The sequence below is a fragment of the Pseudomonas sp. Y39-6 genome, assembly GCF_023651955.1.
In the GTDB taxonomy this organism is placed as follows: domain Bacteria; phylum Pseudomonadota; class Gammaproteobacteria; order Pseudomonadales; family Pseudomonadaceae; genus Aquipseudomonas; species Aquipseudomonas veronii.
Genome location: NZ_CP069594.1, coordinates 6,244,333 through 6,269,196, shown reverse-complemented (window position 1 = coordinate 6,269,196; position 24,864 = coordinate 6,244,333). Strand labels below are relative to the sequence as shown.

General features: G+C 61.9%; 24 protein-coding genes. 15 read left to right on the top strand and 9 right to left on the bottom strand.

All coding sequences use genetic code 11. From position 1 onward, the window contains the following. Window positions 1-28 precede the first annotated feature (28 nt). The 4 genes from eutC to exaC form a co-directional block, all read right to left on the bottom strand. Window positions 29-862 (bottom strand): ethanolamine ammonia-lyase subunit EutC, encoded by an 834-nt coding sequence (eutC, locus tag JN756_RS28535; RefSeq protein WP_017848364.1) that lies wholly within the window; start codon window positions 860-862, stop codon window positions 29-31. Next, window positions 859-2,253: an ethanolamine ammonia-lyase subunit EutB gene (locus tag JN756_RS28530; RefSeq protein ID WP_017848363.1), complete on the bottom strand. Its 1,395-nt coding sequence runs from the start codon at window positions 2,251-2,253 to the stop codon at window positions 859-861. The genes eutC and JN756_RS28530 overlap by 4 nt, the downstream gene beginning before the upstream one ends. Window positions 2,254-2,316: 63 nt before the next feature. Then, window positions 2,317-3,750: an ethanolamine permease gene (eat, locus tag JN756_RS28525; protein ID WP_017848362.1), complete on the bottom strand. Its 1,434-nt coding sequence runs from the start codon at window positions 3,748-3,750 to the stop codon at window positions 2,317-2,319. Between the two features lie 184 nt (window positions 3,751-3,934). Then, window positions 3,935-5,455, bottom strand: coding sequence for an acetaldehyde dehydrogenase ExaC (gene exaC, locus JN756_RS28515; protein WP_017848361.1), 1,521 nt, complete (start codon window positions 5,453-5,455; stop codon window positions 3,935-3,937). A 274-nt stretch (window positions 5,456-5,729) separates the two neighbouring features. Here exaC and JN756_RS28510 point away from each other — a divergent pair, with 274 nt between their 5' ends. The 5 genes from JN756_RS28510 (at window position 5,730) to JN756_RS28490 (ending at window position 11,391) form a co-directional block, all read left to right on the top strand. After that, window positions 5,730-7,655, top strand: a complete 1,926-nt coding sequence (locus tag JN756_RS28510; protein WP_057005937.1) for a sigma-54-dependent Fis family transcriptional regulator — start codon at window positions 5,730-5,732, stop codon at window positions 7,653-7,655. 211 nt (window positions 7,656-7,866) lie between these two features. After that, window positions 7,867-8,943 (top strand): hypothetical protein, encoded by a 1,077-nt coding sequence (locus JN756_RS28505; protein ID WP_128191675.1) that lies wholly within the window; start codon window positions 7,867-7,869, stop codon window positions 8,941-8,943. A gap of 195 nt (window positions 8,944-9,138) precedes the next feature. Further along, a complete protein-coding gene (gene mpl, locus JN756_RS28500) occupies window positions 9,139-10,488 on the top strand; it encodes a UDP-N-acetylmuramate:L-alanyl-gamma-D-glutamyl-meso-diaminopimelate ligase (protein WP_128191676.1) in 1,350 nt (449 codons plus the stop codon). After that, complete coding sequence (gene ubiX / locus JN756_RS28495) at window positions 10,485-11,114, top strand: flavin prenyltransferase UbiX (protein WP_010206807.1); 630 nt, start codon at window positions 10,485-10,487, stop codon at window positions 11,112-11,114. Before mpl ends, ubiX begins: the two co-directional genes overlap by 4 nt. Beyond that, the gene (locus tag JN756_RS28490) at window positions 11,107-11,391 is read left to right on the top strand and encodes a YceK/YidQ family lipoprotein (RefSeq protein ID WP_017848357.1); all 285 of its coding nucleotides are present in this window, start codon (window positions 11,107-11,109) and stop codon (window positions 11,389-11,391) included. Before ubiX ends, JN756_RS28490 begins: the two co-directional genes overlap by 8 nt. A 59-nt stretch (window positions 11,392-11,450) precedes the next feature. Here the strand turns inward: JN756_RS28490 and JN756_RS28485 are convergent, their stop codons facing one another. The 3 genes from JN756_RS28485 to JN756_RS28475 form a co-directional block, all read right to left on the bottom strand. Further along, window positions 11,451-12,092 carry an oxidoreductase gene (locus JN756_RS28485; RefSeq protein WP_046381921.1) on the bottom strand — a complete coding sequence of 214 codons (642 nt, stop codon included), beginning with the start codon at window positions 12,090-12,092 and terminating at the stop codon, window positions 11,451-11,453. A gap of 30 nt (window positions 12,093-12,122) precedes the next feature. Beyond that, window positions 12,123-13,841, bottom strand: a complete 1,719-nt coding sequence (locus JN756_RS28480; RefSeq protein WP_128191677.1) for a C13 family peptidase — start codon at window positions 13,839-13,841, stop codon at window positions 12,123-12,125. A gap of 195 nt (window positions 13,842-14,036) precedes the next feature. Then, complete coding sequence (locus JN756_RS28475; protein ID WP_017848354.1) at window positions 14,037-14,492, bottom strand: MaoC family dehydratase; 456 nt, start codon at window positions 14,490-14,492, stop codon at window positions 14,037-14,039. A gap of 159 nt (window positions 14,493-14,651) precedes the next feature. On the opposite strand from JN756_RS28475, the gene JN756_RS28470 reads away from it, so the two are divergent. The 4 genes from JN756_RS28470 to JN756_RS28455 all read left to right on the top strand — a co-directional run bounded on the left by JN756_RS28470 (window position 14,652) and on the right by JN756_RS28455 (window position 16,657). Then, window positions 14,652-15,014, top strand: coding sequence for a CidA/LrgA family protein (locus tag JN756_RS28470; RefSeq protein ID WP_017848353.1), 363 nt, complete (start codon window positions 14,652-14,654; stop codon window positions 15,012-15,014). Continuing rightward, on the top strand, window positions 15,011-15,727 hold the full coding sequence (locus tag JN756_RS28465; protein WP_017848352.1) for an LrgB family protein: 717 nt from the start codon (window positions 15,011-15,013) through the stop codon (window positions 15,725-15,727). The genes JN756_RS28470 and JN756_RS28465 overlap by 4 nt, the downstream gene beginning before the upstream one ends. Window positions 15,728-15,748: 21 nt before the next feature. After that, window positions 15,749-16,339: an LON peptidase substrate-binding domain-containing protein gene (locus JN756_RS28460; RefSeq protein WP_017848351.1), complete on the top strand. Its 591-nt coding sequence runs from the start codon at window positions 15,749-15,751 to the stop codon at window positions 16,337-16,339. Window positions 16,340-16,441: 102 nt separating this feature from the next. Further along, on the top strand, window positions 16,442-16,657 hold the full coding sequence (locus JN756_RS28455) for a hypothetical protein (RefSeq protein ID WP_026140195.1): 216 nt from the start codon (window positions 16,442-16,444) through the stop codon (window positions 16,655-16,657). On the opposite strand, the gene JN756_RS28450 is transcribed toward JN756_RS28455, so the two are convergent. Then, complete coding sequence (locus JN756_RS28450; RefSeq protein WP_057005933.1) at window positions 16,651-17,967, bottom strand: bifunctional DedA family/phosphatase PAP2 family protein; 1,317 nt, start codon at window positions 17,965-17,967, stop codon at window positions 16,651-16,653. The genes JN756_RS28455 and JN756_RS28450 overlap by 7 nt on opposite strands. Before the next feature lie 25 nt (window positions 17,968-17,992). Beyond that, complete coding sequence (locus JN756_RS28445; protein WP_046381925.1) at window positions 17,993-18,676, bottom strand: DNA-3-methyladenine glycosylase; 684 nt, start codon at window positions 18,674-18,676, stop codon at window positions 17,993-17,995. Between the two features lie 174 nt (window positions 18,677-18,850). Between JN756_RS28445 and JN756_RS28440 the strand changes: the two genes are divergently transcribed. The 6 genes from JN756_RS28440 to rodA all read left to right on the top strand — a co-directional run bounded on the left by JN756_RS28440 (window position 18,851) and on the right by rodA (window position 24,850). Further along, a complete protein-coding gene (locus tag JN756_RS28440) occupies window positions 18,851-20,116 on the top strand; it encodes a glutamate-5-semialdehyde dehydrogenase (RefSeq protein ID WP_046381926.1) in 1,266 nt (421 codons plus the stop codon). Then, entirely contained in the window at window positions 20,116-20,760 is a 645-nt protein-coding gene (gene nadD, locus JN756_RS28435) for a nicotinate-nucleotide adenylyltransferase (protein ID WP_017848346.1), read from the top strand. Before JN756_RS28440 ends, nadD begins: the two co-directional genes overlap by 1 nt. A 69-nt stretch (window positions 20,761-20,829) precedes the next feature. Continuing rightward, window positions 20,830-21,324 (top strand): ribosome silencing factor, encoded by a 495-nt coding sequence (gene rsfS, locus JN756_RS28430; RefSeq protein ID WP_003176298.1) that lies wholly within the window; start codon window positions 20,830-20,832, stop codon window positions 21,322-21,324. A 9-nt stretch (window positions 21,325-21,333) separates the two neighbouring features. After that, a complete protein-coding gene (gene rlmH, locus JN756_RS28425; protein ID WP_003176297.1) occupies window positions 21,334-21,801 on the top strand; it encodes a 23S rRNA (pseudouridine(1915)-N(3))-methyltransferase RlmH in 468 nt (155 codons plus the stop codon). Between the two features lie 15 nt (window positions 21,802-21,816). Next, window positions 21,817-23,715, top strand: coding sequence for a penicillin-binding protein 2 (gene mrdA, locus JN756_RS28420; RefSeq protein ID WP_046381927.1), 1,899 nt, complete (start codon window positions 21,817-21,819; stop codon window positions 23,713-23,715). A gap of 31 nt (window positions 23,716-23,746) precedes the next feature. Continuing rightward, a complete protein-coding gene (gene rodA / locus JN756_RS28415) occupies window positions 23,747-24,850 on the top strand; it encodes a rod shape-determining protein RodA (protein ID WP_017848344.1) in 1,104 nt (367 codons plus the stop codon). Window positions 24,851-24,864 lie beyond the last annotated feature (14 nt).

Here is a 24,864-nt window from a genome sequence, read left to right as displayed (position 1 = left end):
GACGTGAAAAAGCGCAATCGTGCGGGGATCAGTCGGTGGGCGGGCTGAGCAGGAAATTGCCTTTCACCAAGTCCGGGTCATCTGACTCGATGGTCTGAACCTGCGCCTCATCCTTGAGGTTGACCCCCGACAACTGCCGACGGCAGGCCTCCCGCATCAAGTACAGCAGGCGATGGGCCGCCATGCCATAACTCAAACCCTCCAGGCGCACGTTGGAGATGCAGTTGCGGTACGCGTCGGTGAGGCCAACCTTGGGGTTGTAGGTGAAATACAGGCCCAGGCTGTCCGGCGAACTGAGCCCCGGTCGTTCACCGATGAGGATCACCACCATCTTGGCGCCGAGTAGCTGGCCAATCTCATCGGCCACCGCGACGCGGCCCTGTTCCACCAGGATCACCGGTGACAAGGACCAGCCTTCGGCGTGGGTCTGTTCCTCCATGCGCGTGAGAAACGGCAACGTGTGTTTATGCACCGCCAACGCCGACAGACCATCGGCCACCACCACGGCCAGGTCGATACCGCCGGGGTTGGCCGCCGCATGGTCGCGCAGGGCCTGGGCCGACTCATCGCTCAGACGCCGCCCCAGGTCCGGGCGTTGCAGGTAGCTGTGGCGGTCGACGGCGGCGCTGTGCAGCAACAGGCTGTCACGCCCGCGTTCGGCGAGCTGAGTGCTGAGGCCGACGTGGTCGAAGGGCAGGTGGACCGCGTCCCGCGCCTGGGCGTGGGCGAATTGGAAGTCCAACTGTGCGCTGGTGGGGATGCTGGTGCCAGTACGGCCCAGGGCGATGCGCGCCGGGGTCAGGCGACGCAGTTCCAGCCACGGGTTTTCGGGTAAGTCTGGTTGCACGGGCGGCTCCTTCATCCCAATTGCGCCAAGGCGTGGCGAAACGCCGGTGGCAGGCTGTTGCCGAAGCGCACTTTGCCGTCGGCTTGCGTGAAAATGCCCATGTTCGCCAGCCACTGTTCAAACTCCGGCGCCGGCTTTAAACCCAATGTCTGGCGGGCGTACAGGGCGTCGTGGAACGAGGTGGTCTGGTAGTTGAGCATGATGTCGTCGGAACCGGGAATGCCCATGATGAAGTTGATCCCGGCCACGCCCAGCAGGGTCAGCAGGGTGTCCATGTCGTCCTGGTCGGCTTCGGCGTGGTTGGTGTAGCAGATGTCGCAACCCATCGGCACCCCCAGCAGCTTGCCGCAGAAGTGGTCTTCGAGGCCGGCGCGGATGATCTGTTTGCCGTTGTACAGGTACTCGGGGCCGATAAAACCGACCACGGTGTTCACCAGGAACGGCTTGAAGTGCCGAGCCACGGCGTAGGCGCGGGTTTCACAGGTTTGCTGGTCGACGCCGAAGTGCGCGTTGGCCGACAAGGCGCTGCCCTGGCCGGTTTCGAAATACATCAGGTTTTGCCCGAGGGTGCCACGGTTCAGGCTCAGGCCTGCTTCGTAGCCCTCCTGCAGCACGCTCAGGCTGATGCCGAAACTGGCGTTGGCCGCCTCGGTGCCGGCGATCGACTGGAACACCAGATCCAGCGGCACGCCACGGTTGATGGCTTCGATGGAGGTGGTGACGTGGGTCAGCACGCAGGCCTGGGTGGGGATTTCGTAACGCTGGATGATCGCGTCGAGCATCTCCAGCATGGCGCAGATCGAGGCGATGCTGTCGGTGGCCGGGTTGATGCCGATCATGGCGTCGCCGTTGCCGTATAACAGGCCGTCGAGAATGCTCGCCGCGATGCCCGCCGGTTCGTCGGTGGGGTGGTTGGGTTGCAGGCGGGTCGACAAGCGGCCGCGCAGGCCCATGGTGCCGCGAAACCGGGTGACCACGCGGATCTTCTGCGCGACCAGCACCAGGTCTTGCACGCGCATGATCTTCGACACGGCGGCGGCCATTTCTGGTGTCAGCCCTGGCGCCAAGGCGCGTAGGGATTGTTCATCGGCTGCGTCACTGAGCAGCCAGTCGCGCAGGCCGCCGACGGTCAGGTGGCTGACGGCGGTAAACGCCTGTTTATCGTGGGTGTCGATGATCAGCCGGGTGACTTCGTCGCTTTCATAGGGAATCAGCGCCTCTTGCAGGAAGTGCTTCAGCGGGATATTCGCCAAGGCCATTTGCGCCGCCACCCGCTCGCCATCGTTCTGTGCGGCGACGCCAGCGAGGAAGTCGCCTGAACGGGCGGGGCTGGCCTTGGCCATCACGTCCTTGAGGCTGTCGAAGCGGTAGGTCGATGCACCCACCGCGTGGGAAAAACTTGCCATACAGTGTCTCCTTGATGACGCGGGCAAATATGGGTAAGGCGCCCGCGTCGAGGTTTACGGCAGTCAGTGCAAGGCGGCCTCTGCGGCCTGGATCGCCGCGAACTCTTCTTCCGGCGTGCCTGCTACCAAGTGATGCCGGCTGTAGAAAGCAAAGTAAGCAATTAATACTCCATAGATGATTGCAGCGCCAATCACCACTCGCGGGTCGACCAGAAAGCCCGCCACCACGGCCACGCAGGCCAATACCAGGGCCACGCCGGAGGTAAAGATGCCGCCCGGCGTGCGGTACGGACGATCCATTTTGGGGCGACGGATGCGCAGGGTGATGTGCGCGGCCATCATCAGCACGTAGGAAATGGTCGCGCCAAACACCGCCACCAGAATCAGCAGGTCGCCCTGGCCGGTCAGCGACAGGCCGAAACCGATAATGCCGGGGATCACCAGCGCCAGGACCGGCGCCTTGCTTTTGTTGGTCTGGGACAGTTTGCGCGGCAGGTAGCCGGCGCGGGACAACGCGAAGATCTGCCGCGAATAGGCGTAGATAATCGAGAAAAAGCTGGCGATCAAGCCCGCCAGGCCGACCAGGTTGACGAAGCTGCCCATCCAGGTCGAGCCGCCATACGACAGCGCCAACGCTTCAACCAGCGGGTTGCCGGACTTGATCAGCGCGTAGGTGCCAGCGCCGCCCGGTGCAATCACCAGGATCAGCAGGGCAAAACTGGTCAGCACCACAATGGCGCCGATCAGGCCGCGAGGCAGGTCGCGCTTCGGGTTCTTGGTTTCTTCGGCGGCCAACGGTACGCCTTCGACTGCCAGGAAGAACCAGATCGCATACGGAATCGCCGCCCACACGCCGACGTAGCCGAATGGCAGGAAGGTGCTGGCGCCCTTGGCGTCGGTCACCGGGATGTCGAGCAGGTTGGCGACGTTGAAGTGCGGCACCATCGAGACCAGGAACACGCCCAGTGCAATGGCGGCGACGGCGGTGATGACAAACATCAGCTTCAAGGCTTCACCCACGCCAAAGATATGGATGCCGATGAAGATGATGTAGAACGCCAGGTAAATCATCCAGCCGCCGATGCCGAACAACGACTCGCAATAGGCGCCGATGAACACCGCGATGGCGGCGGGGGCGATGGCGTATTCGATCAGGATCGCGGTGCCCGTCAGGAACCCGCCCCAAGGGCCAAAGGCGCTGCGGGCAAAACCGTAGCCACCGCCGGCAGTAGGAATCATGGAAGACAGTTCGGCCAGGGAAAAGCACATGCACAGGTACATGGTGGCCATCAGCAATGTGGCGAGGAACATGCCGCCCCAGCCACCCTGGGCCAGGCCGAAGTTCCAGCCGGCGTAGTCGCCGGAGATCACGTAGGCAACGCCAAGGCCGACCAGCAGCACCCAGCCGGCGGCGCCTTTTTTCAGTTCGCGTTGTTGGAAGTATTGGGAATCGACTTTTTCGAAGTCGACGGAGGATCCAGTGGGTTCGCTAGGCATGGGAAAGTACCTTTCATTCTTATTGTTTTGGTCCCGACAAGTTGTCGCCGGGTAATGTAGGAGCGAGTTTGCTCGCGAAAAACTTCAGAGCACCGCGCAGAGCCAGGCTATCCGCGTAATCGTTGAGGTTCTTCGCGAGCAAGCTCGCTCCTACGGGGGCGGTTATCGCCCCGGCGGTGTTGGGTTAGAAGAAGCCCAATGGATTGATGTCGTAGCTCACCAGCAGGTTCTTGGTCTGCTGGTAGTGATCCAACATCATCTTGTGGGTTTCACGACCGACGCCGGACTTCTTGTAACCGCCAAACGCGGCATGCGCCGGGTACAGGTGGTAGCAGTTGGTCCACACGCGGCCCGCCTTGATCGCCCGGCCCATGCGGTAGGCGCGGTTGATGTCGCGGGTCCACAGGCCGGCGCCGAGGCCGAACTCGGTGTCGTTGGCGATCGCCAGGGCTTCGGCTTCATCCTTGAAGGTGGTGATGCTCACCACCGGGCCGAAGATTTCTTCCTGGAACACCCGCATCTTGTTGGTGCCCTTGAGCAGGGTCGGCTGGATGTAATAGCCGGTGGCCAGATCACCTGTCAGCTTCTCGACCTTGCCGCCGGCCAGCAACTCGGCGCCTTCGCCCTTGGCGATTTCCAGGTACGACAGGATCTTGTCGAACTGCTGCTCGGACGCCTGGGCGCCGACCATGGTGTCGGTGTCCAGCGGGTCGCCACGCTTGATCGACGCGACCTTCTTCATCACCACTTTCATGAAGTCGTCGTAGATCGACTCTTCCACCAGCGCGCGGGATGGGCAGGTACACACTTCGCCCTGGTTGAAGAACGCCAGCACCAAGCCTTCGGCGGCTTTCTCGATGAATTGCGGTTCGGCTTTCATGATGTCGGCGAAGAAGATGTTCGGCGACTTGCCACCCAGTTCAACGGTGGACGGAATAATGTTCTCGGCCGCGCAATGCATGATGTGCGCGCCCACCGGGGTAGAGCCGGTGAAGGCGATCTTGGCGATGCGCTTGCTGGTGGCCAGGGCTTCGCCGGCTTCTTTGCCGAAACCGTGGACCACGTTCAGCACGCCCGGCGGCAGCAGGTCGCCGATGACTTCCATCAGCACGTTGATGCCCAGCGGGGTTTGCTCGGCCGGCTTGAGCACCACGCAGTTGCCGGCGGCCAGGGCCGGGGCGAGTTTCCAGGCGGCCATCAGCAGCGGGAAGTTCCACGGGATGATCTGGCCGACCACGCCCAGGGGCTCATGGAAGTGATAGGCGGCGGTGTGTTCGTTGATTTCGGCGCTGCTGCCTTCCTGGGCGCGGATGCAACCGGCGAAGTAGCGGAAGTGGTCGGCGGCCAGCGGGATGTCGGCGTTGAGGGTTTCACGCACGGCCTTGCCGTTGTCCCAGGTTTCGGTGATGGCCAGCAGTTCGAGGTTCTGTTCGATACGGTCGGCGATCTTCAGCAGCACCAGCGAGCGGTCCTGGGCAGAGGTTTTGCCCCAGGCGTCGGCGGCGGCATGCGCGGCGTCCAGCGCCTTGTCGATGTCTTTGGCGGTGGAACGTGGGAATTCGGCGATGGGCTTGCCGTTGACCGGGGAAGTGTTGGTGAAGTAGTTGCCATCGATCGGCGCCACGAATTCGCCGCCGATGTAGTTGCCGTACTTGGCCTTGAACGAAACGATGGCGCCTTCAGTACCGGGGTGTGCGTAACGCATGGTGGGTATCTCCTGGCTTTTTATGTTTATTGGAGTGCAGCGCGGCAAGCGCTTGATAAAGCGTAGAGCAAAGGTCGGGCCACTGCCTTGCAAGCCAGTTAAATCAGGGGGTTGGCGAGAGCCAAAAAGTGCGGCTGTGCCAGCCTTGGTACAGTCTGTGTGACAGTTTGTGCCATGCACGGTACAACCTGTGACCGGTGGGTCGGCGCGGGATTGCAATGGCCGGGTGGCTGGGGGATGCTGGACGTTCTCACGCAGGGAGAATAATAAGAACATGCATCACGATCATTTCAGTCGCCATGCCCAGCAAGTCTTGACCGTGACCCGTGGGCAAGACCTTTCCCAGGGCCCCGGCAGCGACCCGTCCATCGCCCGCTCCTGGCTGCGTTGCCTGGAGGATTATCACCTCGACCCTGCGCTGAGCATCGCCCCCACCGTGCTCGAACATGGCCGTCTGCTGGAAAGCCGCGAGCGCCTGCAGCAGGTGCTGCACATCGCTGGCGGCGAGATGAACAGCCTGCATCAGCAACTTTCGGGCGCCGGTCACGCCGTGTTGCTCACCGACGCGCGCGGGGTGATCCTCAACTGCGTCACCGCGCCGTCCGAGCGCAAGATTTTCGAGCGCGCCGGGTTGTGGCTCGGCGCCGACTGGAGCGAGGCCTGCGAAGGCACCAATGGCATCGGCACCTGCCTGGTGGAGCGCCAGTCGTTGACCATTCACCGCGATGAGCATTTTCGCGGGCGCCACACCGGGCTGACCTGTTCGGCGAGCCCGGTGTTCGATCCCCATGGTGAGTTGCTGGCGGTGCTGGACGTGTCGTCGGCGCGGGAAGCGGTGTCGCGTCAGAGCCAGTTCCACACCATGGCGCTGGTCAACCTGTCGGCGAAGATGATCGAGAGTTGTTACTTCCTGCGTCACTTTGAACACCACTGGCTGCTGCGTTTTCACTTGCAGGCGGAGTCCGTGGGCTTGTTCAGTGAAGGGCTGCTGGCGTTCGACGGTGAAGGGCGCATTTGCGCAGTCAACCAAAGTGCCCTGAACCTGTTGGGGCAGATGCGTGGTGGCTTGCTGGGGCAGCCTGTGGAAGCGCTTTTCGAATGCACCCTGGATCAACTGCTGGGCCGCGCCAGCGCCAATGCCACAGCGAGTTGGCCGCTGCGGACGCGGGACGGTCGACATCTGTTTGCCGCGTTGCGCGGCCAGCCGCGCAGTGTGCCGGTGCCCGTACCGCCGCAGCCGGTGGTTGCCGCCAAGCCCGAGCGTCTGCTCGGTATCTGCCTGGGCGATTCCGCGTTGCAAAGCGATTTTCGCAAGGCGTTGCGCGTGTTCGAGCGTGATGTGCCGCTGCTGGTCAACGGTGAAACCGGTTCCGGCAAAGAGGCCTTCGCCAAGGCCGTACACCAGGCCAGCCAGCGTGCGGACAAGGCTTTTGTTGCGCTCAACTGCGCCGCCATCCCGGAAAGCCTGATCGAAAGCGAACTGTTCGGCTATCGCGGCGGCAGTTTCACCGGTGCCCGCAAGGAAGGCATGCGCGGCAAGCTGCAACAGGCAGATGGGGGCACGTTGTTCCTGGATGAAATCGGCGACATGCCCCTGGCTTTGCAAACCCGGCTCTTGAGGGTGCTGGAGGATCGCCTGGTAGTGCCCATCGGCGGCGAGCCCCAGGCGGTAAACGTGAGAGTCATCAGCGCCACCCACCGTGATTTGTTGCAGCGTGTGCAGGCCGGCAGCTTTCGTGAAGATTTGTACTACCGACTCAATGGCCTCGAAATCGGCTTGCCGCCGTTGCGCGAGCGCAGTGATAAGCCGCAATTGCTGGATTTTCTGCTGGCCCAGGAAGCCGGGGAGCAGACGATAACGCTCGATGCCGGCGCGCGTCAGGCATTGCTGGCGTTCGCCTGGCCGGGCAATGTGCGGCAGTTGCGCACGGTGTTGCGCACCCTGGTTGCACTGTGTGACGGCGCGTTGATCGGTGTCGATGATTTGCCGCCGATGATCCGCCCGGCGTCCTTGACTACGCCTGCTGCGGATGTCCCCCCGCTGTCGCTGCTTGAGGATGCCGAGCGCCTGGCATTGTTGAAGGTCCTGACGCAGCAGCGCTGGCATATGACCCTTGTGGCTGAACGGTTGGGGGTGAGCCGCAACACGTTATATCGAAAGTTACGCAAACATGGCATTGAACTGCGTTCGGCGTTGTAATTCGTAAGTTGTTGTCGAGTGTGTGGGCGCGGTTTTTAATTGTTGATTGTAGGGGGATTTACTGCTTTTGCTTTTGTGGGTTAATTGTTGAGAAAGTGTGTCCTGGCTGGTGCGGAAGTAAATGCATGTAATATTGTTTCGGTGGAACTGAGATAGATATTTTTGTCACCCAGTGAATGCAAGTTTTTATTGACTGACTAAGGTGATGATTATGAATGTTACAGGTGTTCCAACTTATACTACAGTACCGTCCAGTGACGTTTCAGCTGATGTTACTCAAGCTGCCAATAATACTGGATCGACCGGTAACCCGCGCAACGCCGCTTCGGCTACTTGGCAAAATGATCGCTCCGAGCTTACTTATGATGCTGAACGTTTGAACTCGGACACGCAGGTTCGTAGCAAAAGGGGAATTGATTTCGGACGTTTTTTCCGCAGGCCGACGCATAGCACTTCCCGCGTGCCGTCTGGGACGCCCGGTCAATATAATCAGGTTAATAAGGGACCGTTTTTCTCAAACCCACCTTCCACTCATGCATCTAATAAGCCCTTTCGAGATCTGATTAATAACAACCGGTTCGGGGGCTCTACCCTTCCTTCCAGGTCTCACCCCGTTCCCAAGACGTTTGGCGAGGTGGCGCAAAACCTCGTCACTGCCGATCGCCTGGTCAAGGCTGGCGTGTTCAAGACCGGGCCAGATCTGAAAACCGTGACACGGGACGCTTTCGTGAATGCCGCAGTCAACGGCTTGGTCAGTACGCCATTGAGTATTGGTACTTACGCAGGCTCCGTATGGAGTGGCGAGCAGATCAAGGGGGCGTTCAGCGCCAATACCCCCTTACTTCCTCCCGCGCACCAGCCCGCGCCGAGTCAACAGAACGGTGTGGCGGGATCGGCGCCGAGTCCTTCATCGCCGCAAGACCTGGCGTTGCACTTGGACAATGCAGAATTAAAACTGCTCTTGGTCAGTAATACGATCCAGGCCTATACCGAAGGGAGCGAGGGTCAAGCCTTGGATAAAAGCCCCGATTGGCCAACCGAGACAACTGCCCGACTTGATATGTTGGAAAAGCAATACAACACCGTCGAGTCGAACTTGGAATTAATCGCTAAGGAAAATGATTTTATATTCAGGCCCTTTAAAAGTGATACCGCCGCCACCGAGAAAGACCCTGTGCGCCGCCTTGAAACATTGGATCGACGCAATCAGGCTGTTTTAAACCAGATCTCCCGTATCAATACGGTGTTGGAGCCGAAGGGGCCGCCATCCTCGATGCAGTTTGTCTGATGCGGGTTATTAATTGACACCCCATAATGACCCCTCGTATACGCTGAGTCCGGTGCAGTCACGGCGGGTGACGGCACCGGGCTCAACGACCGCACTGCCGGCCGAATTCAGACGATTGAGCTGGCGTGTACCGCTAAAAGAGTGCGATTTCCCCCTCCCTGCGCTAACCTGCCTCGATGTTTTACGAGGTCGACCATGCACATTCATATTCTCGGTATTTGCGGTACTTTCATGGGCTCGATGGCGGTTCTGGCCAAGGAGTTGGGCCACCATGTGACGGGTTCCGATGCCAACGTCTATCCGCCCATGAGTACGCAACTGCAAGCCCAGGGCATCGAATTGACCCAGGGCTATGATCCATCCCAATTCGATCCGGTCCCCGACCTGGTGGTGATCGGCAACGCCATGTCTCGGGGCAACCCGGCGGTCGAGTACGTACTGAACAAAGGTTTGCCGTATGTGTCCGGCCCCCAATGGCTGGCCGACCATGTGCTGCAAGGGCGCTGGGTGCTGGCGGTCGCTGGTACGCACGGCAAGACCACCACCAGCAGCATGCTGGCCTGGGTGCTGGAGCACGCGGGCATGAGCCCGGGTTTCCTGATCGGCGGCGTACCGCAGAACTTCTCGGTGTCGGCGCGCCTGGGCGATACGCCGTTCTTCGTGATCGAAGCCGATGAATACGACAGCGCGTTCTTCGACAAACGCTCCAAGTTTGTCCACTACCGCCCGCGCACGGCGATCCTGAATAACCTGGAGTTCGATCACGCGGATATCTTCCCCGATCTGGCGGCCATCGAGCGGCAGTTCCACCATTTGGTACGCACCATCCCGAGTGAGGGCCTGGTGATCCACCCGACCACCGAGCCGGCCTTGCAGCGCGTCATCGACATGGGCTGCTGGACGCCGGTGCAAACCACCGGCGCGGGCGGGCAGTGGCAGGTCAGCTTGCTCAGTGAAGACGGTTCGACATTTGAAGTGCTGTTCGAAGGCGAGGCCCAGGGTGTGGTCGACTGGGACATGACCGGCCAGCACAACGTTGCCAACGCCCTGGTCACCTTGGCGGCGGCACGGCATGTTGGCGTGGTGCCTTCCATGGGCATCGCGGCCCTGAGTGCGTTCAAAAGTGTGAAACGACGCATGGAAAAGGTTGCCGATGTGAATGGGATTACCATCTACGACGACTTTGCCCACCACCCGACGGCGATTGCCACCACCCTTGATGGCCTGCGCAAGCGGGTCGGTGATGCGCCGATCATTGCCATTATCGAACCGCGCTCCAACTCCATGAAGCTCGGCGCGCACCGCGATGGCTTGCCGGAGAGCGTCAATGATGCGGACCAAGTGGTCTGGTACGCACCGGCCAACCTGGGCTGGGACCTGCCCGCCATTGCGGCGCTGTGTCACGTGCCGTCGACGGTCTGCGATTCGATCGAAGGCATCATTGAACACGTCAAGCAACAGGCCACGCCCGGCACCCACGTGGTGGTCATGAGTAACGGCGGCTTCGGCGGCCTGCACGGCAAATTGGCCGAGGCCCTGAAATGAGCGGGCCCGAGCGCGTGACGCTGGCGATGACCGGCGCATCCGGCGCGCCCTATGGCTTGCGCCTGCTCGACTGCCTGGTGCGCGAGGAGCGTGAAGTTCATTTCCTGATCTCCAAGGCCGCGCAACTGGTGATGGCCACCGAGACCGATGTCGCGCTGCCGCCCAAGGTGCAGATGATGCAGGCGTTCCTCACCGAGTACACCGGTGCGGCGGCGGGGCAGATCAAGGTTTACGGTAAAGAGGATTGGATGTCTCCGGTGGCCTCCGGCTCCGGCGCGCCGGCGGCGATGGTGGTGGTGCCGTGTTCCACCGGTACGTTGTCGGCGATTGCCACGGGCGCCTGCAACAATTTGATCGAACGGGCCGCCGATGTGACGTTGAAAGAGCGGCGCCAGCTGATTTTGGTGCCGCGTGAGGCGCCGTATTCGAGCATTCACCTGGAGCACATGCTCAAGTTGTCGAACATGGGAGTGACCATCTTGCCGGCGTCGCCCGGTTTCTATCACCAGCCGCAGACCATCGATGACCTGGTGGATTTTGTGGTGGCGCGGATTCTCAACCTGCTGAACATTCCCCAGGACATGCTCCCGCGTTGGGGTGAGCACCATTTGAGCAGCGATGAATAAGGCGCTGTTGGTGTTGCTGGCGTTGCAACTGGCGGGCTGCGCCACCGCGCGCACGCTGGATGCGGCGAAGCCTGGCGCGCCGGTGGTGTATGCCGGCACGCGGCTGGACCTGTATGCGATGAACGGCGGCTGTTGCGCGATGGACCGTTTTGGCGCCGAGGCGCCGAGCTATCCCGGCGTCGACCTGCCAGCCAGCGCGTTGCTCGATACCCTGCTGTTGCCGCTGTCGGTGTTGACGGTGTTGGGGGTAGGGTTCAACGCCACGGGTGGGCTGTGACTCCGCGCTCAGGCCCCATCTGAACCCACATGTTGAGCTGGCAGCTCGGTTGGCAGGGTTTATTTACCCAGCTTGCGCAACTCGTCCGATTCGACCACGCGCACACCATCTTGCTCTTCCAGCGCCAGGCGCCACATGGCGCGTGCCAGTTCGCACACTTCGATGCCGTGGTACTTGCCTGGAATCAGCCGTGACAACGGCCCGGCCAATTGCTCGGCCAGGCGCGGTTCGAGGCGCTCCCCCAGCAACAGCGACGGCCGCACGATGGTCAGTTGCGGCCAACCCTGGGCTTTCAAGGCGTCTTCCATTTGCCCTTTGATCCGGTTGTAGAAGATCGAGGATTTCGGGTCGGCGCCAATCGCGCTGATGACAATCAGGTGCCGCGCGCCCATTTCCCGCGCGCGCTTGGCAAAGGCCACGACCAGGTCCAGGTCGATCGCGCGAAAGGCTTCCTCGGAGCCGGCTTGCTTGATCGTGGTGCCCAGGCAGCAGAAGGCGATATCGACCTGGCCACGCAGTTGCGGCAGGACCACCGCCGGGTCGCCCACTGGGTTTTCCAGGCGTGGATGTTCGGCCAACGGCTTGCGGCTGGGCGCCAGCACACGGGTCACGGTGGGTTCGTTGAGCAGGCGATCGAGCAGGTGTTCGCCGGTCAGGCCAGAGGCTCCTGCGAGCAAAATATGCTGAGGCGTCAGGTACATGGTGTTTCCCCCTTTGTTACACGTTACAGCTTAGTTGCCTTTAGCTTCCTTGCTATTCATTGAGACGCTTTCGAGCGCCTTTCGTGCTTGCTGCTTGCGTAATAGTTGCCAATGGGCGATCACGCCTTTGGGGGCCCAGATCTGCGGTTCGGAGGCTTCGAAGTTGTCCGCCTGTTCGCGTTCGGTCACGTGCAGTTGCGCCAGCTTGAAGGCTTGCTGCAAGTCGTCGGTCTGGTTGAAGGCTTGGGCGAAAAGGGCATCGCCGAAGTAGGTGAAGTCGGCTTCCTCGGAACAGCCAAACGACACGCGGTCGGCGCGGGAAGCGGTCATGATCAAGGTGTGCTCGTCTTTCAGCGCGGGAATGAAACCGCCGGAGTAACACGCGGAAATCACCACGACCTTGTCGCGGTTCTTCAACGGCGTGAGTACTGCGGCGAGCTCATCGGCCGGCAGGTCGGCCAGCTCCATGCGCGGCTGATCGAGCACCAGTTCGCTTTCGTGGGTGCCGTGGCTGGTCAGGTAGATAAACACCAGGTCCTCCGGCCCGCTGCGTTCTGCCAGGGTCTGCACCGCACGGCGCAGGCTTTCGCGGGTAGCCAGCGGGCGGTCGGCGATATGGTCGCGGTGGTTGACCAGGCGAATCTGCCCGCGCGCACCGAAGCGGCTGGCGAGCATGTTGCTGACGTAATCGGCTTCGCGCAGGAACACGCTCTGTTTGCCGTCGCCGGCGAGTACCAGGGTGTACAGTTCCACGGCGGGGGTCGAAGGAGGCACGGCGGCGAGGGCAGCATCGAGCAGGCGGCCTTGGGCCAGCACGCCGATTTCCAACGGGTCGGGCAACAGCTTGCCGTCGGCGTCGCGCACGCGCATGCCGTTGACCCAGGTGCCGGCTTGCACGGTGCCGTCGGCGAGCACCAGGGTGCCGCGGCCCTGGTAGTTGTCGCTGTCGAAACCGCCGATATAGAAGCTGCCGTCGGTGAGGTTCAGGCGGCCTTCGCCGCTGAAGCGCCAATCGCTGAACTGGCCAATGTAGTGGCTGCCATCGACGCCGATCAACTCGCCCTTGCCGCCGAGGGCGCCTTCCTTGAACTGGCCGATCCACACGTCGCCGTCGGCGTTTTCGTAGCGACCCTTGCCGTTCAATTGGTTCTGTTTGAACTGGCCGACGTAGATGTCGCCGTCAGCGCTGTTGAAGGTGCCGTTGCCTTCCAGCTGGCCATCGACGAAGTGGCCGCTGAACTGGTTGCCGCTGTCGTCGTTGCGCTGGCCTTCGCCGTTGGGCTTGCCGTGGGCGAACTGGCCCTGGTATTGGCTGCCGTCGGCCAGCTCCAGGCGCCCGAGGCCGGAATACTGGTCGTCCTTGAATTCGCCGCGATAGGTCATTTGCCCCTCTTTGAGGGTGCCTTCGCCGTTGCGCCGGCCTTGCTTGAAGCCACCGACATAGTGGCTGCCCGCAGTGGTCAGGCTGCCCTGGCCGTCAAACAGGCCTTGCTGGAACTGGCCTTTATAGACTTCGCCGTTGCTGCCATGCCATTCGCCCTGGCCGTGCCACAGGCCTTTGTCGAACTGGCCGGCGTACCAACTGCCGTTGGGGTAGTCCACGCGGCCCTGGCCTTGCAGCAAGCCATTGACCACATCACCCCGGTAACGGCCGCCGTCGGGCAGGCGCGCATCGGGCGGCAACAGCGATTCGCCGTCTCCGCAAGCGGTGAGCAACAGGACAAGGGCAAGGGGAGCGAGTGGGCGCATAGCGGGATCCGGATAATTGAGCGCCGAGTATGCCGCAGCGAAGGAGCCATACCTAGTGGTCTGTTGGGGAATGATGACCTGTAGGAGCCGGCTTGCCGGCGAAGGTGGTCAACGAAAACGCGAGCATTCAGGGGGAATGTGGCGTCTGGGGGCTTTTCGCTGGCAAGCCAGCTCCTACAGGGAACAAGGAGGCGGTTACACGAAGCAGAGCGACAACGACTCGGCAATGTAAGCGGGTTTCTCCTGGCCTTCGATTTCCAGGGTGGCGGTGGCCTTGAACAGCCATTGGCCGGGTTTTTTCTCGGTGACGTCGGTGAGGGTCACGTTCAGGCGGACCTTGGAATTGACCTTCACCGGCTGGATAAAGCGCACGCTGTCCAAGCCGTAGTTGACCGCCATTTTCAGGCCTTCGGGCATGATCAGGATGTCTTCCATCAACTTGGGCATCAGCGACAGCGACAGGAAACCGTGGGCGATGGTGCTGCCGAACGGGGTTTGCGCGGCCTTGACCGGGTCGACGTGGATGAACTGATGGTCGCCAGTGGCTTCTGCGAACAGGTTGATGCGGGCCTGGTCGATGGTGAGCCAGTCGGAACGTCCCAGTTCCTTGCCGACATAATCTTTGAGCTGCGCTACGGGTACATAGGGCATTGCGTCTCTCCTTGGTTCATCGGTTTTTATTGATGTGCGAGAACCATGTTAGATCATCATGGGCAACCAGCCCGGTCAACCCACCATGCTTATGGCGAATGCCGGAGCATAGCGCGGGCATGCTTATAATGCGGGTGGGTCTTGAGGGGGGAAGGACGGATGCTATTACGCGGTCTGACATGGCTGGTGCTGTTTCAATTGATCGGCACGGCGATCAACCATTTGCTGCTGCCGGTGTTGCCGGGGCCGATCATCGGTCTGCTGCTGATGCTGGGTTACCTGGTGTGGCGCGGCGAAGTCGGCGAGCCGCTGAGCCTGGCGGCCAGCAGCCTGCTGCGTTACTTGCCCTTGCTGCTGGTGCCGCCGGCGGTCGGGGTGATGGTGTATGCCAAGGACATCGCCGCAGACTTTTGGGCCATCGTCGGTGCCTTGGTGTTGTCGCTGGTGATCGCCATGGGGTTCGTTGGCGTGCTGATGCAAAAACTGGTCAAGCGCCAGGCGCAGCAGGAGGAGCAATCATGACCTTCGACTGGCAAGGCGCATGGGCGGCGGTGATTCATCATCCGCTGTTCGGCATCGGCATCACCCTCGGCGCCTATCAACTGGTGCTCGCGGGCTTCGAGAAAACCCGCTGGATCTTCCTGCAGCCGGTGCTGGTGTCCATGCTGCTGGTGATCGGCGTGCTGCTCACCTGTGGCCTGAGTTACGCCGAGTACCGCAAGAGCACCGAGATCATGAGCATCCTGCTGGGCCCGGCGACCGTGGCCCTGGCGGTGCCGCTCTATCTGAACCTGCGTCGGATTCGTCAATTGTTCTGGCCGATTTTTACTACGCTGGTGATAGGTGGTGTGTTGGCCACCGGCCTGTGTGTGTTGCTGGGCTGGTGGTTCGGTGCCGAACACAGGATGTTGATGACCATGGCACCCAAGTCCGTGACCTCGCCGATTGCCATGCTGGTGGCCGAGCAGATCGGCGGCGTGGCCGCGTTGGCCGCGGTGTTCGTGCTGATCACCGGCGTGATCGGGGCGATGATCGGCCCGGCGTACTTGTCGCGCCTGGGCGTCCACAGCCCCGAGGCGCGCGGTATGGCGCTGGGCATGACCGCTCACGCCGTCGGCACGTCGGTGGCCCTGCAGGAAAGCGAAGAGTGCGGCGCCTTTGCGGCGCTGGCCATGAGTCTGATGGGCGTGGCGACGGCGGTGTTCCTGCCGCTGGCCGTGTCGGTGATTGTTTGAACCAGGGTTAAGGAAACCTTTATGAGTCTGGCGCTGTTCCCGCTCAACACCGTGCTGTTCCCTGGCTGCACCCTCGACCTGCAATTGTTCGAGGCGCGCTACCTGGACATGATCAGCCGCTGCATGAAAAAGGGCGAAAGTTTCGGCGTGGTGTGCATCTTCGACGGCAAAGAGGTGGGCGCGGCCCCGGATGGCTACGCGCTGATCGGCTGTGAAGCGCTGATTCGCGACTTCAAACAGCAGGATAACGGCCTGCTGGGCATTCGTGTCGAGGGCGGGCGGCGCTTCCGTGTCCGCGATGCCGAGGTGCAGAAGGACCAGTTGCTGGTGGCCGAGGTGCAATGGCTGGAAGAGCGGCCGGACCACGCGCTGGAAGAGGCGGACGCCGACCTGCAGGCCTTGCTCCAGGCCCTGGCCGAACACCCGATGGTGGCCTCGCTGGACATGGGCGCCGATGCCGACGGCCAGCAGGCCCTGGGCAATCAATTGGCGTATTTGCTGCCGTTCACCGAGGCCGACAAGATCGACCTGCTGCAGCTCGACGATCCGCAACAACGGCTGGATGCGATCCAGAGGCTGCTGGATGAACTGCAAGGTGAGCTGTTCACCTGATCTTCAGAATTGTCTGGTGCTGCTTTCAGACATTTCTGCGTTGCTCCCATCGCGCGGGCTGAAATAGTTTCCGATCACACAACCACTGATCAGGGGATGAACATGATTCGGCTAGCGCAATCGGAGCAGGCGGCCTGGGACGCTTTTTTTGTCAGCATTACCTCACAACTGCTCGCGCAGGATGCACAGCGCGGCCCGGAATACATCGCCGAGCGTGCCGCAGAAATTGCCGATGAAATGCTGCTGGAGCGGCGCGAACGTTGCGTTGAGCGCCGAACCGCGCCAATCGATTGGATCGGCCCGGCCAAGGGTCAGTAGGCATACCTGAGCAGGGCGTGCGAGGTGCCGCTGAAGGCGATGAAGCCGAGCACCGCCACCACGGCAGGCAATACCAGCCACCAGGCTTTCTGCGACATCGGCGGCAGCGGGCTGCGGTATTGGATTGCGCTCAGGCTCAATGCACACACGCTCATCGCCAGCAGCATTCCGGCGAGGATGTCGGTGGGCCAGTGGGCACCCAAGTAAACCCGCGACAACGCGATGAATGCCGCGGGGATGCAGCCCAGCAGCAGCCAGGTCAGGCGCAGGCGCGTGGGCTGCCCGCGCCCGGCCAATACCGCCAGCGCCAGGAAAAACGCGAATGCGCCGGAGGCGTGGCCGCTGGGCATGCTGAAGCTGGTCAGCGGGTCGGTGAGGATTTCCGGGCGACCGCGGGCAAAAAATAGCTTGGTGGCGGTATTGATCACCGCGGCCACGCCCAGCGTGATGCCGACAAACAGCGCGTGGCGCCATTGGCGTGCGAGTAACAACAGGCCGGTGAACAGGGCGCTGGCGACAAACATCTTCTTGAACTCGCCCAGTTGGGTGAGCCTCACCATGGTCTCGTCCAGCCAGGCGCTGCGATGCTCCTGCACCAGGGCGCTCAGCCCCTGGTCGAAGTCGTTGAGGTGCGGGTAGCCGATAAACAGGGCGATCAACAGGGTCAGGCTGGCGCAACCTATCCACCCTGTGGCACGGCGATGGCCGCGCAGGCTGCTGTTCAAGCTCAGCCCCAGCAACACCGCCAGGCATGCCGCGACAATTCCCGCCTCGGGCCAGAACCCCGCCGGCAATGGCAGGCGGAAAGCCGCGCCGGTCGCCCAGCCCGGCAGCAGGTACGCGACTGTCCAGCCGGCCGCCGCGAGAATGCTGACCAGGGCAAAGCGTGGGAACGGCATGTCGCACATGCCAGCCACCATCGGCAGCATGGGGCGCAACGGGCCGATGAAACGTCCGACCAGCAGGCTGGCGATGCCGTACTTGTGGAAGTAGGTCTCGGCGCCGTTCATCCATTCAGGGTGATGCCGCAGGCCGGGCAGGCGCCGGATGTTCTGGTGGAAATGGCGTCCCAGGAAGTAGGACACCCCATCGCCCACCAGGCCGCCGAGAAAACCCAGCAGCAGGGTTTCACTCAACGACAGCGCACCGTTGCCGGCCAGCACGGCAATGGCGAACAGCAGCACGGTGCCGGGCACGATCAAACCGGCAATGGCCAGGCATTCCACGCACGCCACGATAAACACCGCCGCCGCCAGCCATTGGGGGTTCAGGGTCAGCCAGCCGGTGATGCTATCGAGCCATTGGCCCATATTTCTTCACTCCCTCGTCACCGTTTCAAATCAAAAAATAGTCGCGGCCTTCGACCTGGCCCCGGCGCAGCGGGTTCCGCGTGCAATAAGGCGCATAGCCTGCATCGACGAAGCGGTACATCAAGTGTTCGTCCCGGCCGCCGGGAATGCCCAGGCGGGTGGTCTGGATAATGTGCGTCGGCACCTGGCCGACGTCTTCTACATAGAGCCGCTCCTGGTCGAAGCGCTTGGCATCCCACATCGGCACTTTCAGGCCCAGCGCCTTGCACAATAAGGTCTGGCCGGCGCAGAGCTTCTGCGAGGCGCGTGGCCTGCCATTGGCGTCCGGGTTGTTCAGCAGCATCTGCGCCAAACTGGCCGGGCCGGAGGTCTCATCGACCCAGGGATAGGCGGATTTGATCAATACTGCATTGCCCGGGCCCTGGGCACTGAAGTTCAGCGAATCGCCGCCACGGGCGTAGTACATATAGATATGACCGCCATCCAGAAACAAAGCCTTACGCTTTTCTGTGTAGCCCAGTGAGGCATGACTGCCTTTTTCGGCCACGTAATACGCTTCGGTTTCAATAATCCGCGCCGAAAGCCAGAGATCGCCGACCCGATGACGGATGATTTTGCCGAGCAATTCCCGCGCAAGCAGTTGCGCATCGCGGTCGAAGAAGCGGTCGGGCAGGGCGCTGGCAGGGAGTTGGGGGGTGAAACTCGACATGGCCTTCAGGGTTAATACGGCTAAATGTGACGGAATAATAACAACTCCCACCTTAATTACGGCTGAACCCCAGGTTTTTACAGTTCATTTCGACCATCCGCCCCTCACCGCTGTCAGTCGGGCGGCGTCACAGCTATAATCTGCCGCTTTCCTCTTTGCCAAGACTCCCTGACCATGACTGAGTCCGTTCTTGACTACATGACCCGCCTGGGTCGCGCTGCCCGTCAGGCCTCGCGGTTGATCGCCCGTGCGAGCACCGCGCAGAAAAACCGTGCCTTGCTGGCCGCCGCCGATGCTCTGGATGCTTCGCGCTCCGAGTTGACCGCCGCCAACGAACTGGACCTGGCCAACGGCCGCGCCAATGGCCTGGAACCGGCGTTGCTCGACCGCCTGGCGCTGACCCCGGCGCGTATCGACGACATGATCGAAGGCCTGCGTCAGGTGGCCAAGCTGCCTGACCCCATCGGTGAAATCCGCGATATGCGTTACCTGCCGTCCGGCATCCAGGTCGGCAAGATGCGCGTGCCCCTGGGCGTGATCGGCATCATCTATGAGTCGCGCCCGAACGTGACCATCGACGCCGCGAGCCTGTGCCTCAAGTCTGGCAATGCCACCATCCTGCGCGGCGGTTCCGAGGCGATCCACTCCAACCGTGCGATTGCCGCCTGCATCCAGCAGGGCCTGGCCGTGGCCGAATTGCCGGCCGAAGTGGTGCAAGTGGTGGAAACCACCGACCGCGCCGCCGTCGGCGCGCTGATCACCATGCCGGAATTCGTCGACGTGATCGTGCCGCGCGGTGGCAAGAGCCTGATCGAACGCGTCAGCCGTGATGCCAAGGTGCCAGTGATCAAGCACCTGGACGGCGTGTGCCACGTTTACATCGACATCGCCGCCGACATCGACAAGGCGATCCGCATCGCCGACAACGCCAAGACCCACCGTTACGCGCCGTGCAACACCATGGAAACCCTGTTGGTGCACGCCGGCATTGCCGATCGCGTGCTGCCGCCGCTGGCTGCCATCTACCGCGACAAGGGCGTTGAGCTGCGCGGTTGCGAGCGCACCCGTGCGCTGCTCGGCGCGGACGTGATCGAAGCCACCGAGCAAGACTGGTACACCGAGTACACGGCGCCGATCCTGTCGATCCGCATCGTCGACGACCTGGATCAGGCCATCGAGCACATCAACAAATACGGCTCCAAGCACACCGATGCCATTGTTACCGAGCATTTCAGCGATGCCCGGCGTTTCCTCACCGAAGTGGACTCCGCTTCGGTGATGGTCAACGCCTCGACGCGTTTTGCCGACGGCTTCGAGTATGGCCTGGGCGCGGAGATCGGTATCTCCACCGACAAGCTCCACGCACGTGGCCCGGTTGGCCTGGAAGGCCTGACCAGCGAGAAGTACGTAGTGTTCGGCGACGGGCATGTGCGCGCTTGATGGGTAAACGCATCGGGTTGCTCGGCGGCACCTTTGACCCCGTGCATATCGGCCATTTGCGCAGTGCCCTGGAAGTCGCGGATGCCCTCGCGCTGGATGAATTGCGCCTGACCCCCAATGCCCGGCCGCCGCACCGCGATACGCCGCAGGTGTCAGCGCAGCAGCGCCTGGAAATGGTGCGCCTTGCCGTAGCTGGCATACCGCCGCTGGTGGTGGACGACCGCGAGCTCAAGCGCGATAAACCGTCCTACACTGTCGACACCCTGGAACTGATGCGTGCCGAGTTGGCCGCGGACGACCAGTTGTTTCTGCTTTTGGGCTGGGACGCATTTTGCGGCCTGCCCTCTTGGCATCGCTGGGAGGAACTCCTCCAGCATTGCCACATCCTGGTTTTGCAACGCCCGGATGCCGACAGCGAACCGCCGGATGCCTTGCGCAACCTGCTGGCCGCGCGGTCGGTAAGTGACCCCTTGGCCCTGACCGGGCCGAACGGGAATATTGCATTCGTCTGGCAGACCCCGCTTGCGGTGTCCGCCACCCAGATCCGTCAACTGCTGGCCAGCGGGAAGTCGGTACGTTTCCTGGTGCCTGACGCGGTCCTGGCCTACATCGATGCGCACGGGCTTTACCGTGCGTCGAACTGAAAAGGCGCGCTTGAACGCACGAACAGTCGTGCAGCGAGCGCCCGAACATACGAGCAAAACGAGTTTTATATGACGAACAAAGACGTAAGCAAAGTTAAGCGCAAAGGCACCTTCAAGAGCGCGCCACTGCCGGTTGAAGCCCACGTTGGCCCGGAACTGGCTGGCGAAGAACTGGTGAAAGTCGCCGTGGCGGCCCTGGAAGACGTCAAGGCCCAGGACATCCAGGTGCTGGACGTGCGCGACAAGCAGAGCATCACCGACTTCATGATCATCGCCACCGGTACCTCCAACCGCCAGATCGGCGCGATGCTCGACAAAGTGCGCGAAGCCGTCAAAGCCCAGGGCGTGAAGCCGCTGGGTGAAGAAGGCAAGGGCGACAGCGACTGGGTGCTGCTGGACATGGACGACGTGATCGTTCACATGATGACCTCCAACGCCCGTCAGTTCTACGACCTGGAGCGTCTGTGGAAAGGCGCCGAACAGAGCCGTGCCGCTGATGGCAAGCACCACAGCCCGGAAGTGGGCCACGCGCACTTCGACAAGCTCAACAAAGACCAGGAATAAGGAACGGCTGTGCGCCTGCGTCTGATCGCTGTCGGTTCACGCATGCCCAAGTGGGTGGAAGAAGGCTGGCATGAATATGCCAAGCGTCTGCCCGCCGAGCTGTCGCTTGAGCTGGTGGAAATTCCGCTCAATACCCGGGGCAAGAACGCCGACGTGGCGCGCTTTATCCGTCAGGAAGGCGAAGCCATGCTGGCCAAGGTCGGTCCCAACGAGCGCATCGTCACCCTCGAAGTCCACGGCAAACCCTGGAGCACCGAGCAATTGGCGGTGGAACTGGATCGCTGGCGCCTGGACTCGCGCACCGTCAACTTCATGGTCGGCGGCCCCGAGGGGCTGGCGCCGGAAGTCTGCGCGCGGGCGGACCAACGCTGGTCGCTGTCGGCGCTGACGTTGCCGCACCCGCTGGTAAGGATCCTGATCGGTGAACAGCTGTATCGCGCCTGGACAGTTCTGTCCGGGCACCCTTACCACAAATAGTCTGCGCCCCTCCCGATGACTCAGCCGATCCGCATCAAGGACCACGAGAAAGACGCACGTCTGGTGCGCTCGCGCGTGGTTTTTGGCGCGATCATGGTGGTGACGTTGATCGGGGTGTTGATCGCGCGCCTGTATTTCCTGCAGGTGATCCAGTACGACTATCACTCCACTCTGTCGGAAAACAACCGGGTGCATGTGCAGCCGATTCCGCCGACCCGTGGCCTGATTTTCGACCGCAACGGCGTGGTGGTCGCGGATAACCGGCCCAGCTTCAGCCTGAGCATGACCCGCGAACGCTCCGGCGACTGGCAGCAGGTTCTCGATGTGATCGTCGACGTGCTGCAACTGACCCCGGAAGATCGGGCGATCTTCGAAAAGCGCATGAAACAGGGGCGTCGGCCGTTCGAGCCGGTGCCGATCCTGTTCGAGCTGACCGAAGAGCAGATCGCCCGGATCGCGGTGAACCAGTTCCGCCTGCCGGGCGTGGAAGTGGTGGCGCAGTTGGTGCGGCATTACCCGCAAGGGCCGCACTTCGCGCACTCCGTCGGTTATATGGGGCGGATCAACGAGAAAGAGCTGAAAAGCCTCGATCCGGTCAATTACAGCGGCACCCACCATATCGGCAAGACCGGCATCGAGCGTTTCTACGAGCCCGAGCTGCACGGCCAGGTGGGTTACGAAGAGGTCGAGACCAACGCCCGCGGCCGTGTGTTGCGGGTGCTCAAGCGTACCGATCCGGTGCCGGGCAAGGACATTGTGCTGAGCCTGGACATCAAGTTGCAGGAAGCGGCCGAGATGGCCTTGGGCGGGCGACGTGGCGCGGTGGTGGCGCTGGACCCGAGTACCGGCGAAGTCCTGGCCATGGTCAGCCAGCCCAGTTTCGACCCCAACCTGTTCGTGACCGGGATCAGCTTCAAGGCCTACGCCGAGCTGCGCGATTCCATCGACCGGCCGCTGTTCAACCGGGTGTTGCGCGGCCTGTATCCGCCGGGTTCGACGATCAAGCCGGCGGTAGCGATTGCCGGCCTGGACGCGGGCGTGGTCACGGCGTCGAGTCGCGTGTTCGACCCCGGCTACTACATGCTGCCTAATTACGATCACAAATACCGTAACTGGAACCGCACCGGTGACGGCTATGTCGACCTGGACACCGCGATCATGCGGTCCAACGACACCTATTTTTACGACCTGGCCCACAAGCTGGGGATCGATCGCCTGTCGGCCTACATGGGCAAGTTCGGGTTGGGTCAGAAAGTCTCCCTGGACATGTTCGAAGAATCCCCAGGCCTGATGCCGTCGCGCGAATGGAAGCGTGCGACCCGCCGCCAGGCGTGGTTCCCCGGCGAGACTCTGATCCTGGGCATCGGCCAGGGCTATATGCAGGCGACACCGCTGCAACTGGCCCAGGCCACGGCGTTGGTGGCCAACAAAGGCATCTGGAACCGTCCGCACCTGGCCCGCACCATCGAAGGCGAAAAGCCGGTGGATGAAAACCCGATCCCGGACATTGTGCTGCGTGACCCGTCGGACTGGACCAAGGTCAACCACGGCATGCAGCAGGTGATGCACGGCGCCCGGGGCACGGCGCGCAAGGCGGCGATCGGCGCGCAATATCGCATTGCCGGCAAGAGCGGTACGGCCCAGGTGGTTGCGATCAAGCAAGGCGAAAAATATGACCGTTCCAAAGTCCAGGAGCGCCACCGCGACCACGCCCTGTTTGTCGGCTTCGCTCCGGCGGACGACCCGAAGATCGTGGTCGCCGTGATGGTCGAGAACGGCGAGTCCGGTTCGGGCGTCGCCGCGCCGGTGGTCCGTCAAGTGATGGATGCCTGGCTGTTGACCGATGACGGCAAGCTCAAGCCCGAATATGGCGGCCCCCCTTCAAGCACCGAGGTTACGGCCAGTGAAGAGTAATTTTGACCGCATCCTCTCCAGTGAGGATGTGATGCGTCGCCGCGCGACATTGCTGCAGCGCATGCACATTGATGGCCCGTTGTTGATTCTGCTGCTGACCCTGGCCGCCGGCAGTCTGTTCGTGCTGTATTCGGCCAGCGGCAAGAACTGGGACCTGCTGATCAAGCAAGCGTCGTCGTTCGGCCTGGGCTTGTTGTCGATGGTGGTGATTGCCCAGCTGGAGCCGCGTTTCATGGCGCGCTGGGTGCCGCTGGGGTACGTCGCCGGCGTGTTGTTGCTGGTGGTGGTGGACGTGATGGGCCACAACGCCATGGGCGCGACCCGCTGGATCAACATTCCGGGGGTGATTCGCTTCCAGCCGTCGGAATTCATGAAGATCCTGATGCCGGCGACCATCGCCTGGTACCTGTCCAAGCGCACCTTGCCGCCGCAACTCAAGCATGTGGGGATCAGCCTGATCCTGATCGGCGTGCCGTTCATCCTCATCGTGCGCCAGCCGGATCTCGGTACATCGCTGCTGATCCTGGCGGGCGGTGCGTTCGTGCTGTTCATGGGTGGCTTGCGCTGGCGCTGGATTCTCAGCGTGCTCGCCGCTGCCGTGCCGGTGGCCGTGGCCATGTGGTTCTTCTTTATGCATGACTACCAGAAGCAGCGGATTCTCACGTTCCTCGACCCGGAGAGCGACCCGCTGGGCACCGGCTGGAACATCATCCAGTCGAAGGCGGCGATCGGTTCCGGCGGTGTCTTTGGCAAGGGTTGGTTGATGGGCACCCAGTCGCACCTAGACTTTTTGCCCGAGAGCCACACCGATTTCATTATTGCGGTGATGGGCGAAGAGTTCGGCCTGGTGGGCATTTGCGCGTTGCTGCTGATCTATTTACTGTTGATTGGGCGTGGCCTGGTGATCACCGCGCAGGCGCAGACGTTGTTCGGCAAATTGCTGGCGGGCTCGTTGACCATGACTTTTTTTGTTTACGTTTTCGTCAACATCGGTATGGTCAGTGGCCTCTTGCCGGTGGTTGGGGTGCCGTTGCCGTTCATTAGCTACGGCGGAACTTCGCTGGTGACATTGATGTCAGCGTTTGGGGTTTTGATGTCGATTCACACGCATCGCAAATGGATCGCACAGGTTTGAATAAGGTGAAGATG

What these genes read in the sequence shown, in the direction of transcription:
- eutC (WP_017848364.1), bottom strand. Translation starts at nt 862, where the DNA reads ATGAAGGAGCCGCCCGTGCAACCAGACTTACCCGAAAACCCGTGGCTG.
- JN756_RS28530 (WP_017848363.1), bottom strand. Translation starts at nt 2,253, where the DNA reads ATGGCAAGTTTTTCCCACGCGGTGGGTGCATCGACCTACCGCTTCGAC.
- eat (WP_017848362.1), bottom strand. Translation starts at nt 3,750, where the DNA reads ATGCCTAGCGAACCCACTGGATCCTCCGTCGACTTCGAAAAAGTCGAT.
- exaC (WP_017848361.1), bottom strand. Translation starts at nt 5,455, where the DNA reads ATGCGTTACGCACACCCCGGTACTGAAGGCGCCATCGTTTCGTTCAAG.
- JN756_RS28510 (WP_057005937.1), top strand. Translation starts at nt 5,730, where the DNA reads ATGCATCACGATCATTTCAGTCGCCATGCCCAGCAAGTCTTGACCGTG.
- JN756_RS28505 (WP_128191675.1), top strand. Translation starts at nt 7,867, where the DNA reads ATGAATGTTACAGGTGTTCCAACTTATACTACAGTACCGTCCAGTGAC.
- mpl (WP_128191676.1), top strand. Translation starts at nt 9,139, where the DNA reads ATGCACATTCATATTCTCGGTATTTGCGGTACTTTCATGGGCTCGATG.
- ubiX (WP_010206807.1), top strand. Translation starts at nt 10,485, where the DNA reads ATGAGCGGGCCCGAGCGCGTGACGCTGGCGATGACCGGCGCATCCGGC.
- JN756_RS28490 (WP_017848357.1), top strand. Translation starts at nt 11,107, where the DNA reads ATGAATAAGGCGCTGTTGGTGTTGCTGGCGTTGCAACTGGCGGGCTGC.
- JN756_RS28485 (WP_046381921.1), bottom strand. Translation starts at nt 12,092, where the DNA reads ATGTACCTGACGCCTCAGCATATTTTGCTCGCAGGAGCCTCTGGCCTG.
- JN756_RS28480 (WP_128191677.1), bottom strand. Translation starts at nt 13,841, where the DNA reads ATGCGCCCACTCGCTCCCCTTGCCCTTGTCCTGTTGCTCACCGCTTGC.
- JN756_RS28475 (WP_017848354.1), bottom strand. Translation starts at nt 14,492, where the DNA reads ATGCCCTATGTACCCGTAGCGCAGCTCAAAGATTATGTCGGCAAGGAA.
- JN756_RS28470 (WP_017848353.1), top strand. Translation starts at nt 14,652, where the DNA reads ATGCTATTACGCGGTCTGACATGGCTGGTGCTGTTTCAATTGATCGGC.
- JN756_RS28465 (WP_017848352.1), top strand. Translation starts at nt 15,011, where the DNA reads ATGACCTTCGACTGGCAAGGCGCATGGGCGGCGGTGATTCATCATCCG.
- JN756_RS28460 (WP_017848351.1), top strand. Translation starts at nt 15,749, where the DNA reads ATGAGTCTGGCGCTGTTCCCGCTCAACACCGTGCTGTTCCCTGGCTGC.
- JN756_RS28455 (WP_026140195.1), top strand. Translation starts at nt 16,442, where the DNA reads ATGATTCGGCTAGCGCAATCGGAGCAGGCGGCCTGGGACGCTTTTTTT.
- JN756_RS28450 (WP_057005933.1), bottom strand. Translation starts at nt 17,967, where the DNA reads ATGGGCCAATGGCTCGATAGCATCACCGGCTGGCTGACCCTGAACCCC.
- JN756_RS28445 (WP_046381925.1), bottom strand. Translation starts at nt 18,676, where the DNA reads ATGTCGAGTTTCACCCCCCAACTCCCTGCCAGCGCCCTGCCCGACCGC.
- JN756_RS28440 (WP_046381926.1), top strand. Translation starts at nt 18,851, where the DNA reads ATGACTGAGTCCGTTCTTGACTACATGACCCGCCTGGGTCGCGCTGCC.
- nadD (WP_017848346.1), top strand. Translation starts at nt 20,116, where the DNA reads ATGGGTAAACGCATCGGGTTGCTCGGCGGCACCTTTGACCCCGTGCAT.
- rsfS (WP_003176298.1), top strand. Translation starts at nt 20,830, where the DNA reads ATGACGAACAAAGACGTAAGCAAAGTTAAGCGCAAAGGCACCTTCAAG.
- mrdA (WP_046381927.1), top strand. Translation starts at nt 21,817, where the DNA reads ATGACTCAGCCGATCCGCATCAAGGACCACGAGAAAGACGCACGTCTG.
- rodA (WP_017848344.1), top strand. Translation starts at nt 23,747, where the DNA reads ATGCGTCGCCGCGCGACATTGCTGCAGCGCATGCACATTGATGGCCCG.